12 protein-coding genes and 1 pseudogene are annotated in these 10,403 nt (G+C 55.7%); 10 read left to right on the top strand and 3 right to left on the bottom strand.

What is annotated here, in order from left to right; genetic code table 11:
* From B5F88_RS20610 to B5F88_RS04600, 3 genes and pseudogenes are all read left to right on the top strand, one after another.
* Nucleotides 1-216, top strand: a pseudogene (locus B5F88_RS20610) (cell division protein FtsA); the annotation flags it as partial.
* Nucleotides 217-233: 17 nt separating this feature from the next.
* On the top strand, nucleotides 234-959 hold the full coding sequence (locus tag B5F88_RS04605) for a hypothetical protein (RefSeq protein WP_087342176.1): 726 nt from the start codon (nucleotides 234-236) through the stop codon (nucleotides 957-959).
* Nucleotides 960-1,049: 90 nt separating this feature from the next.
* Nucleotides 1,050-3,047, top strand: a complete 1,998-nt coding sequence (locus B5F88_RS04600) for a methyl-accepting chemotaxis protein (protein WP_087342173.1) — start codon at nucleotides 1,050-1,052, stop codon at nucleotides 3,045-3,047.
* A gap of 74 nt (nucleotides 3,048-3,121) precedes the next feature.
* Here B5F88_RS04600 and B5F88_RS04595 read toward each other — a convergent pair whose 3' ends face one another.
* Nucleotides 3,122-3,517, bottom strand: a complete 396-nt coding sequence (locus B5F88_RS04595) for a hemerythrin family protein (protein WP_087342170.1) — start codon at nucleotides 3,515-3,517, stop codon at nucleotides 3,122-3,124.
* 248 nt (nucleotides 3,518-3,765) lie between these two features.
* On the opposite strand from B5F88_RS04595, the gene B5F88_RS04590 reads away from it, so the two are divergent.
* From B5F88_RS04590 to csrA, 7 genes are all read left to right on the top strand, one after another.
* Nucleotides 3,766-4,068 carry a flagellar biosynthesis anti-sigma factor FlgM gene (locus B5F88_RS04590; RefSeq protein WP_242959634.1) on the top strand — a complete coding sequence of 101 codons (303 nt, stop codon included), beginning with the start codon at nucleotides 3,766-3,768 and terminating at the stop codon, nucleotides 4,066-4,068.
* Between the two features lie 6 nt (nucleotides 4,069-4,074).
* On the top strand, nucleotides 4,075-4,521 hold the full coding sequence (locus B5F88_RS04585) for a hypothetical protein (protein WP_087342161.1): 447 nt from the start codon (nucleotides 4,075-4,077) through the stop codon (nucleotides 4,519-4,521).
* A 13-nt stretch (nucleotides 4,522-4,534) separates the two neighbouring features.
* On the top strand, nucleotides 4,535-6,520 hold the full coding sequence (locus B5F88_RS04580) for a flagellar basal body protein (protein WP_087342159.1): 1,986 nt from the start codon (nucleotides 4,535-4,537) through the stop codon (nucleotides 6,518-6,520).
* A 30-nt stretch (nucleotides 6,521-6,550) separates the two neighbouring features.
* A complete protein-coding gene (locus B5F88_RS04575) occupies nucleotides 6,551-7,693 on the top strand; it encodes a hypothetical protein (RefSeq protein ID WP_087342156.1) in 1,143 nt (380 codons plus the stop codon).
* 63 nt (nucleotides 7,694-7,756) lie between these two features.
* Nucleotides 7,757-8,362, top strand: coding sequence for a DUF6470 family protein (locus B5F88_RS04570; protein ID WP_087342153.1), 606 nt, complete (start codon nucleotides 7,757-7,759; stop codon nucleotides 8,360-8,362).
* A gap of 14 nt (nucleotides 8,363-8,376) precedes the next feature.
* Nucleotides 8,377-8,823, top strand: a complete 447-nt coding sequence (locus tag B5F88_RS04565) for a flagellar assembly protein FliW (RefSeq protein ID WP_087342150.1) — start codon at nucleotides 8,377-8,379, stop codon at nucleotides 8,821-8,823.
* Complete coding sequence (gene csrA, locus B5F88_RS21730) at nucleotides 8,823-9,077, top strand: carbon storage regulator CsrA (RefSeq protein ID WP_087342147.1); 255 nt, start codon at nucleotides 8,823-8,825, stop codon at nucleotides 9,075-9,077. The genes B5F88_RS04565 and csrA overlap by 1 nt, the downstream gene beginning before the upstream one ends.
* A gap of 87 nt (nucleotides 9,078-9,164) precedes the next feature.
* Here csrA and B5F88_RS04555 read toward each other — a convergent pair whose 3' ends face one another.
* Complete coding sequence (locus B5F88_RS04555) at nucleotides 9,165-9,530, bottom strand: response regulator (protein WP_087342145.1); 366 nt, start codon at nucleotides 9,528-9,530, stop codon at nucleotides 9,165-9,167.
* 49 nt (nucleotides 9,531-9,579) lie between these two features.
* Nucleotides 9,580-10,044 carry a chemotaxis protein CheX gene (locus B5F88_RS04550; protein WP_162612110.1) on the bottom strand — a complete coding sequence of 155 codons (465 nt, stop codon included), beginning with the start codon at nucleotides 10,042-10,044 and terminating at the stop codon, nucleotides 9,580-9,582.
* Nucleotides 10,045-10,403 lie beyond the last annotated feature (359 nt).

Raw genomic sequence — 10,403 nt, 5'->3', positions numbered from 1 at the left:
GTTCCCGCCTGCTCCGTTATTTTAAACGGAGCGGAGATCACCCTGCCGCCCAAACCAGATGGTGCACCGTTTTACGTGATGGACCTGCTGGAGCGCACGGGGATCGACTTTAAAAATGCCCAGTCGCCTATTTTTCTGCGGGTCAACGGCACGGACTGCATCTTTCAGCAGGTATTGCAAAACGGCGACCGGGTAGATATTGGTTTTGAACAATGAGGCGGTGGAATCATAACATGAAACGACACAAGTATCTGCCATTTTTGTGGGCGCTGGCCTTTCTGCTTCTGGCTGGATGCGGCGGCGACACCCCACAGCCGGTAGAATCCTATTCCGCGGGAGAGGATACCCTCCCCGCACTGAATCAACTGGTCACGCTGGAGGAGAATTTCCAGTATGAAACCACAGAGGATGACGACGGCCTGATCAGCTTCCACTACGAGGCCCTTACCTCCGGCAAGGACGTGGCGCAAAGCTATGCCAAGGACCTGGTGGAAAACCAGCAATGCGTACTGCTGGACGAGGATAACCAGCTGCTCCCGGAGGACCAGAAGTTCGCTGACACCGGCACGGTGGTGGCGGCAAAGGAGAGCTCCTCCGGCGACGGACTGTTCCAGCTGTCCATCTCCTGGGATGAGACCTCCTGCACCATTTCTCCCAAGCTGGAGGAGGGAGCCAAGCTGCCCGAGAAGGAGGAGGACTCCATGACGCTGGAGGAGGCAACCAATTACCTCCAGTCTCAAGCCCCATCCACCCTCGGACTGGAAGGGACCGACATGTCCAACTACATTATTTTCCCAGAGGAGGGGCTGGCTGTTCTGGACGGAAAAACCTGTCTGAGCCTGAATGTCTATACGGCGGACACCCATCAATATGTATCCACCTATCTGATCGGAGAGCCGGGCAGACAGATTTATCAACTGGACAGAGAGACCGGCGAAGCCACTCTGCTGCTCTCTTAAGTGCCCCTGTTTCAAATGCCCTCACATAAAATGATTTTGTGCGTGTGAATGTACGGCAGACAATGCTGAAAACATGGAGGGAATGAATGTATGAAAAGTATCCGTCAAAAGCTTCTGCTCTATATCCTGAGCATCGCCACAGCGGCAGCTGTTTGTTGCGGCGGCGTCGGCATTTTCATGAGCTACTCCAGCAGCCAGTCCACGCTGCAAAGCAGTATGCTCGCCATTGCTTCCCTGTCCGCTGGCCGGGTATCCTATGAAATCCAGTCCTATGAGTATACCGCGGAAGCCTTGGGCATGGTCCCTGAACTCAGCAGCGTAACCGCTACCATACCGGAGAAAAAGGCCATCCTGGACCAATGGGTGGAGGAGTATGGCATGGTGCGCGGCAACGTTCTGAACACCTCCGGCAACAGCCTGTTTGACGGCAATAATTACGCCGACCGGGAGTATTTCCAGCAGGCCATGCAGGGCAACGTCTACATCTCTGTTCCCACGGTCAGCAAGGTCACCGGCGAGCTGTCTCTGATGGTGGCCGCTCCCCTGTGGCAGGACGGTATCCCCAACAGCCGGGTTGCCGGTGTGGTCTATTTCGTGCCCAAGGAGACCTTCCTGAACGATATTATGGCTACCATTGAGGTGAGTGAGAACAGCGGCGCCTACATGCTGGACAAGAACGGCAATACCATCGCTCACATCAATATGGACAACGTCATGAACCAGGAAAACACTGTGGAAGAGGCCAAGACCAATGCCTCCCTGGCGGAGTTGGCCGCCCTCGAGAGCAAAATGGTGGCGGGCGAGACCGGTTTCGGTGAATATACTTACAACGGCGTGAGCAAATATCTGGCCTACAGCCCTGTGCCCGGCACCGACGGCTGGAGCCTGGCCGTAAACGTCTATGTCTCCGACTTTATGGGCACTACCTACCGCAACATCGTTATTATCGCCATTCTGGTAGCCGCTGTGGTAGTGGCCGCCGTCGTCCTCTCCATTCGGGTTGCCAACGGGCTGGGCAAGCCCATCCGCCTGTGTGTCCAGCGCATCCAGGGCCTGGAGCAGGGCGACCTGGCCTCCCCTGTCCCCACCTTCAACCGGAGAGATGAGATTGGCCAGCTGAGTGAGGCCACCGGAGAGATTGTCCATCTCCTCCAGGGTATTATTCAGGATATCGGCTATCTGCTGGGCGAAATGTCCCGCGGCAACCTGAACGTCCGCTCTCAGCACCGTGACCTGTACGTGGGCGACATGGCGGAGGTGCTGACCACCGTACAGGATCTGGAAAACCGTCTGAGCGAAACCATGTCCCAGATCCACACCGCCGCCGAGCAGGTCTCCGCCGGCGCCGAGCAGGTCTCTTCCGGCGCCCAGGCCCTGGCTCAGGGCGCCACGGAGCAGGCCAGCGCCGTACAGGAGCTGTCTGCCACCATCAACGACATTGACGACACCTCCCGGAAAAACGCCGAGGCCGCCAAACTGGCTCAGGACAGCTCCCATGTGGCCGGCGGCCAGGTGGTGGCCAGCAACGAAAAGATGGGCGCCCTGCGCTCCGCCATGGCTGACATTCTCAAGGGCCACCAGGAGATCAGCCAGATCATTGAGACCATTGAGAACATTGCCTTCCAGACCAACATCCTGGCTCTGAACGCCGCCGTGGAGGCCGCCCGGGCCGGCAGCGCCGGCAAGGGCTTCGCCGTGGTGGCCGACGAGGTGCGCAGCCTGGCCTCCAAGTCCGACCAGGCCGCCAAGCAGACCAAGGAGCTGATCGAGCGCTCCACTGCCAACGTGGAACGGGGCAGCCAGCTGACCGAGGACGTCAGCGCAGCCCTGAATTCCACCATGGAGCTGGCAGAAAAGGCGGTCAGCTACATGAACGAGGTGGCCGAGAATATTGTCTCCGAGACCGAGGCCATCCACCAGGTCACCGAGGGCACCGACCAGATCTCCAGCGTGGTGCAGACCAACTCCGCCACCGCGGAGGAGAGCGCTGCCGCCAGCGAGGAGCTGTCCGGCCAGTCCCACCTGCTGAAGGAACTGGTTGCCAAGTTTACCCTGCGCGACCAGAGCGATTTCAGCCTGGACGAATAACATAAGACAAAAGACATCCCCGGAAACCCAAGGGTTTCCGGGGATGTCTTTTCTTCTATGGAACGGCAGGAGCATCAGCCCTTGATGTGGCGGGCCAGGCGCTTATCTTCCGTGCGGATATGGGAAACCAGGATGGCTACCACACCATTGAGGTCGCCCAGCGCCTTCACAGAGGGTCCCTCCCGTGTCAGTACCTGGGTGGTCTCCGCCAGCTTGCGGCGATACCCGTCGTGGAACTGCTTGTGAGCCGGATATCCGGGATAATTGCTCTTGGTCTGCAGGCCCTCCTCATCCCGGAAGTGCTTGGCCACATAGTCCCCCAAAAACTGAACCGTCTTCTGGATCTGATCCCGGCCTTTGCCCTGTGTGCAGGCATCCATCAGATTGTTGACCGCTGCAAACAGTTCCCGGTGCTCCGAGTCAATCAGAGCGTTGCCAGTGAGCAGATCGTCTGTTAATTCATATTTCATCTCTTAGTATGCTCCTTTCCAAATTTTGCATAAATCATGCTTCTGCCGGATATAAACCCCATTAAACATATCGACCAATAGAGAAAAAAGATAAGAGGTTTGCAAAAATTATTCCCAGCACAAAAGCATGGTTTTTTTTCGTTTGCCCTTATTTTATAAGAGGAATGGACGATATATATATTGAAAGGTATGGCGGCCCGTACTCTGGCCCCAAAAAACCAAAATTTTTAGGAAAGGGAGGGCTTGCTGTGGTGGCTCCGATTTATCCCACCGGCATTTATTCCGCCGGAGGTGTTTCGTCTTACGCCAGAAAAAATGGCGCGGCGTCCGTCAAGACGTCGGAGCAGCGGTATGATCAGGTCCAGTTTTCCTCCCACTTGGATGAGATGGAAAAACGAGTGAAGGAAACAGTGGGGCAGATCTCCCGGCAGGTTCGCATCCGCCCCACCCATCAGGAGATTGAAACGCTGCGCCAGCAGGTAGCTGACGGGACCTATCAGGCTAATCCCGGAGAAATCGCGGCGCGCATGTTGCTGTTGGAGGGCCGCTGAATCAGTATGGAATTTAAAGATTATCTCACTTTTTTGCAAAAACTCCACCAGGAGCTGACAGATCTGAACGCTGTAGAGCAGAAGAAAATCGCGGCGGTTCAGGCCGGTGATCTGGATACGCTGGACGCCTGCATGAAGCAGGAACAGGCGGCCACCATGTCCCTGCGGGGGCAGGAACAGCGCAGAAACCAGTTGCTCAAGCAGCTGGGTCTGGAACAGATTCCTTTGCGGGAGCTGCCCCGTCATGCCCCCGACGCCCTGCGGAGCGAAACCCAGCAGACGGTGGAACGGCTTATGCGGACCTATCAGGTTCTTTCCAGCGCGCAGGGCGCCGCCCGTACCCTGATGGAAAGCGATCTGCGCAAAATTGAGCGGCAATTGGAACGGGGCGGACCAGCCGCCCGGAAATCGTCGGAGAAGGGTCCGGCGCATACAACAGATTTTAGAGCTTGAGGAGGACGACAGCATGGGTACATTTGGCTCCTTCGGTACCGTGCGGCTGGGTATCTATGCCGCCCAAAAGGGCCTGGACGTAACAGGCAATAACATCACCAACATCAACACGGAGGGCTACACCCGCCAGCGGCTGAATCAGGTCAGCCTGATCCCCGGCGCCGCCGACCGCTATTTCTCCAGCTATAAGACCCGTATCGGCCAGGGCGCCGTGGTGGCGGGCGTGGACCAGCTGCGGGACCCCGGCCTTGACATCTCCTACCGCAAGGCTGTGGCCGACGTGGGCAGCGCCAACGCCAAGCTGGGCGGCCTGAACGATCTGGCCACCATTCTGGACGAAGTGGGCAAGGGCGATCTGGAGCAGGACGACGGCGTGATCCTCAGCCAGCTCAACGACCTGCGGGATCTGATCAACGAGGCCATCACCAACGGCGTGGGTACTTACAACAGCCTGATTCGGGAGTCTTCCAAGTCCTTGGCCAGCCTTTTTAACTCTTATGCCAGCAAGCTGGAGCAGTTGGATAAGACCTACCAGGATAAGCTGGACCAGGAAGTCACTGAGGTCAATAATATCCTGAAAAATATTCAGGAGCTGAATGTGGCCATCCGCAATGCCGATATCCGGGGCGACGAGGGTCTGGAACTGCGGGATCAGCGGAATCTGCTGCTGGATAAGCTGAACGAGTATGTCAAGGTAGACGTAAAGTACAGAATGAAAGATATTGGAGCGGACACCGAAATTGAGGAATTGACCATCACCCTGGCCAACGACCCGCCCCACAACCACACGCTGGTACAAGGCGAGTACGCTACACATCTTGACTGCTCGGACGATGGTCGTTACAATATCACCCTCAGCGGCCTGACCAACACAAAGGGTGAAGCTCATCCTGATCCTACTTTGCAGGGGGATATCGTGCTGCTGGACAACGACCTGTACGGTTCCCTCCAGTCCCTCCGGGAGCTGCTCACCGAGAAGGGTGAGTATTCCACTACTCCCGAGTCCCTTGATAAGGCGCTGCAGAGCAATGTGGATGGGGTCAACGATATTCTGAATCAGATCGCAGCTTTGAACGCCGTGATCTATGGCGGCGGGGATCAGGCTACAATTGATGCGGCCATTGCAGAGCGTCAGCAGTTCCTCACAGAACTGGAAGGCTATGTAGACGTTGAGGCCACGGAAACGCCTACGTCGTTTACCATTCAATTGGCAGGCGGCAACAAGGAAACGCTCCTGTCCAATCAGACCGTTACCGAGCTGCAGAAGGTACAGGACCCCGCAACCGGCGAATATTCCGTCACTGTTGGCAACGCCGGCCCTTCGGTGGACGCCGGTGACCTTAACGGCACGCTGGGCTCCGCGCTGGCTGCCGCAAATTCCCCCGCTGACTCCACTGTGGATCCGGATGCCTCCTCTAAGCGGGGTATTCCCTATTATCGGATGACCCTGGACAATCTGGCCCGGACCTTTGCCGAGGCGATGAACGAGCTGAATGACACCGGCCTTGAAGGCAGCGGCGTTCTGTTCAGCAACAGCAGCTCGGGCAACGATACGAGCAATATTACCGCCGCCAATATCTCCGTCTCCTTCGACTGGAGCAATGATAAGGTTTCCATCCAGGCCACGGATGACCCCAACGCTCCCAGCGGCGATACCTCCCAGCTGGCCAAGTTCTTGGATCTGTTCAATCGGGAAGATATCGACTTCCTCCCCGGCAACATTAACCCGGGCGCCGCGGGCGATGCCTATACCGGCTCCTTTGAAAATATGCTGCTGCGGATCCAGTCTACACTGGCAGAGGATCAGATGACCACCGACGCTGTGCTCAACAATCATCTCGTTACCGCTAACGACATTTATGTAGACCGTGACAGCGTAATGGGCGTGGATCTGAACGATGAGGCCACAAGCCTGATGACCTATCAGAAGGCCTATTCCGCCGCCTGCCGGCTGATGACCACGTTGAATACCGCGCTGGACTCTCTGCTGGCCATGTAAACCCGCTTTTGGATTTGAGGTGAATGGATTATGATGCGCATTACCACCAACAGTACCCTGTATACATACCAAAACAATCTGATGAAGTCTTCCAATCAGCTCTATTCCGCCATGAATAAGCTGATGACCAAGCGAAATTTTGACACCTATGCCGCGGATCCCGCCGCGGCTACCCGTGCGTTCAAGATTCACAGTTCCCTGAACGCCACCAACGCCCAGGCCTCCAACAACACCATGGTGTACAACAAGTTCTCCTCCGCCTGGGATATTGCTGATGACTTTCTTGATAAGCTGTCTCAGGATCTGGCCGAGACACCCCTGATCGCCGGTCTGAACGACCCCAACGCCACCGTCCGCAACACCTTCGGCGATGTGATCCTCTCCGGCGCGGAGTCCATGGTGCAGAGCCTGAACAGCAAATACGGCACCGACTACATCTTCGGCGGCGCTGATACCCAGAATCCCCCCTTCGCCATAGAGACTGTGGAAGATCCGGTCAATGGGGATAAGCACTATCTCACCTACCGCGGCATTCGCCTGGATGATCCGGACCCCACTTACTATGATAAAGTCTATCTGGACGAAAACAATAAACCGGTCCCGGTTGACCCAGCCGACCCGAACGGCGACAAGATGACCAACCAGGACATGCTGGACAAGTGGAACGCGGAGCACCTGTATGTGGATATCGGCAAGGGCTTTGAGGTGGACAAGGACGGAAACGTCATTGATTCCACCGCCTTTGACGCCGCCATCCGGGGCACCGATTTTATCGGCGGCACCGGCTTTGACGAGGACGGCGATCCCAAGAACATTGTCTCCATTATGCTCCGGGCGGCCGAAGTTTTTAAGGGTTATAACGAAGAGACCAAGACCTGGGGCCCTGCCGGCGATTATGAGGATGCTCAGCGTCTGGTCAACAAGTTCCGTGACGCCCAGGACGCGGTCAGCAAGCAGCACACCGCCCTGGACACCAAAGCCAAATACTTGGAAACCAACAAGACGCAGCTGGAGAGCACCTTTGACGCACTTAACAGCGAGCGACAGAGCATTGAGAATATTGACGAGGTAGAGGCCATTCTGACCCTCTCCTGGGCTCAGACCAGCTACAACGCCGCCATCCAGGTAGGCGCCAACGTCATTCCCCAGTCTCTGATGGATTATCTGAACTAATCTGCCCGTTAAGGGACATTTAATTTGCGCCGTGCGAGGTGCAGGAAAGGAGTCTTTCAGGTCATGTATCCGCTGATCGAGATCAAAACTGTCCCCATTGAAATCCAGATGAAAGTCACCAATGCCCACCTGGAGTATGCCCGCGGCACAGCCCAGATGGAGATCTCCCGGGACAAAAATGGACTGAGCATCCGCAGCCAACCCATCAGGGTGAACATTGACAGCTTTGAGGCCCGCAATTCCGTAACCCCCACCACAGCTACTTTAATCCAGCAGCAGGCCCAAGCAGGTAGGCAGGGAGCCTATCAGGCCACTGCCGTAATGGCCAGGGAGGGCCGTATGATGATGGAGGCACGCATCGACCAGGACGTGATCCCTCAGCTGGCGAAACAGCAGAACCTTGGCAATCCCACCAACGTGAACATCGACTTTTTACCCACCGTAGGCCCGGATATCAGCTGGGACGGCGGCGAAATGAGCATCCGTTATGAGATGGATAAGCTGAACTTTGACTGGCGCATGGAGCAGATGAGCTTTACCTTTGTTCCCGGCGATATTGAGTTCACTGTAACCCAGCAACCGGATGTGATCATCAAGTATGTGGGCGGCCCGCTGTATGTGCCCCCCTCTGCCGACCCTAATTACGAGCCTATCGACGTTAACGCCTAAAAGGAGGAACCCTCTTGCAGCTGGACACCAAATATTTCGGGCGGATCGACTACGCCCCGGAGGACGTGTTGACCTTCCCCAACGGACTGTTTGGGTTTGAGACAGAGAAATCTTTTTTGCTGCTGCCTTTTGAGGGCAGCGACGGAAATATGCTCTGTCTGCAGAGCTTGGCTGCGCCCTCTCCCGCGTTTATCGCCATGAATCCCTTTTCTCTCAAGCCGGACTACACCCCCATCCTCTCCCATGAGGAGCTGCACATGATGGAGGTCTCCCGCAGCGAGGATCTGTGCTACTACGTCATGTGTGTGGTGCGGGAGCCGGTAGGGGCCAGTACTCTCAATCTGCGCTGCCCGCTGGTGATCAATCCCGATCTGCGCCGGGGTATGCAGGTGATTCTGGATACCGATGCCTACCACATGCGTCATCGGCTGGATGAATTCTCCAACGGGGGGGTGGGCTGATGCTGGTCCTGAGCCGCAAAGTGGGCGAGTCCCTGGTGATCGACGACCACATCAGCGTCACCGTTCTGTCCATTGAGCCTGGCGGGCAGGTAAATATCGGTATCTGCGCCCCCAAGGAGGTTCTGGTGCTCCGCAGTGAGCTGCAGAAGGCTGTCAGCACCAACCAGGACGCCGCTGACGCCGCGCCGCCGGCCCTGGTCAACGAGTTGAAGTCGGCCCTTCTCCACCGTGGAAACGGTTCTGCCTCTTCCTGAGAAAAAATACCCGTCATCTGAAGCAGCTCTTGCTTCCAGATGACGGGTATTTTTTACGGTTCGGATGTACATATTCCTCCGGTGCGGTTATTCTGAAAAAGCCTTCTGCATGGACATGACAATCTGCTCCGGATCAAAGGGTTTATAGACAAAGCCCTTGGCGCCGATATCCTTGGCCTCATTGATGGTATCGTCATAAGCCAAGGAGGATACCATCAGGATCCGGGCCTCCGGGTGCTTTTGCAGGATGGTCCGGGCCGTCTCCAGCCCATCCATACCGGGCATCAGAATATCCATCGTCACCAGGTCCGGATGCACCTGCTCGTACAGGCTCAGAGCTTCTTCTCCGCTCTGGCAGCAGGCTACCACTTCATAATCTGTATCAGACAAGATTCTCTGCAGTTGCAACTGGACAATTCGGGAATCATCCACTACCATAATTTTCTTCCCCATATTGTATCGCTCCTTCTCAACGATCCAGCTTGCCCTCTATTATATCTTATTATGAGGAAATAGGCAAGATTTGATGTATCAACTGTACGCCTTCTTTGCAATTACTGACGTAATTGAGCACACACCGGCAGTCTCCCTCATCTTTGGGCACATAGCGGCCCCGGCAAAATCTTGGTATGCAGAAGCGGGATCTGATGTGCGCTGTCTGAAACAGTTTGGATGCCACTTGCCCACAGATTACATTGAAATACTCCTTGGTAAAGTCTTCTACGTCCTGTAGCTCGACCTGATTCTGCTGCATGACTCTCTGTGTCAAACGCTGCAGCAGCGCCATGTCCATATACAGCGTCAAGGTGGCATGGTGTCCCCCTTCAAAGGTCGTGTGGACCGTACAGATGTCGCCGGAGAACGCGGCATCATGCTCGCAGGGGGAAATGCTGGTCATGCGGTTGGTAATATCCTGCATGGCGCAGTTTAAAATATCCTGAATCTCCTTCTGGGTAAGCGAGTTCAAGGTACATCCTCCTTTCTCCCGATTCAGATGGGCGGTGAAACCATCCGCCATGTCGATGATGCAGTTCCGCTCCACCTGTCTTGACGCAATACGTGCCGCATCCGATCCACACAACCACATCCGGCCCTTCCCTTGCCGGACGGTACAGGCTGTGCTCCTCCTGTGATGGGACAGGCACATTTCTCTGCCTTTGCAAACATTCCATTTCTATCCCGCCGCCAGAGCGGTCATACACTCCAACAGCCGCGGACTTTTTCCCTCATTACTTATATCGCCTACTTTTCCAATTAATTAAATAAATTTTCATAAAAACTCCGTATAACCCTCAATTATATGGAACTAATCCATACTTTTTTTCT

Source organism: Flavonifractor sp. An306 (assembly GCF_002159455.1).
Lineage (GTDB): Bacteria > Bacillota > Clostridia > Oscillospirales > Oscillospiraceae > Flavonifractor.
Note: the sequence above shows the minus strand (reverse complement) of the source record. Positions and strands in the feature narration are given on the sequence as shown.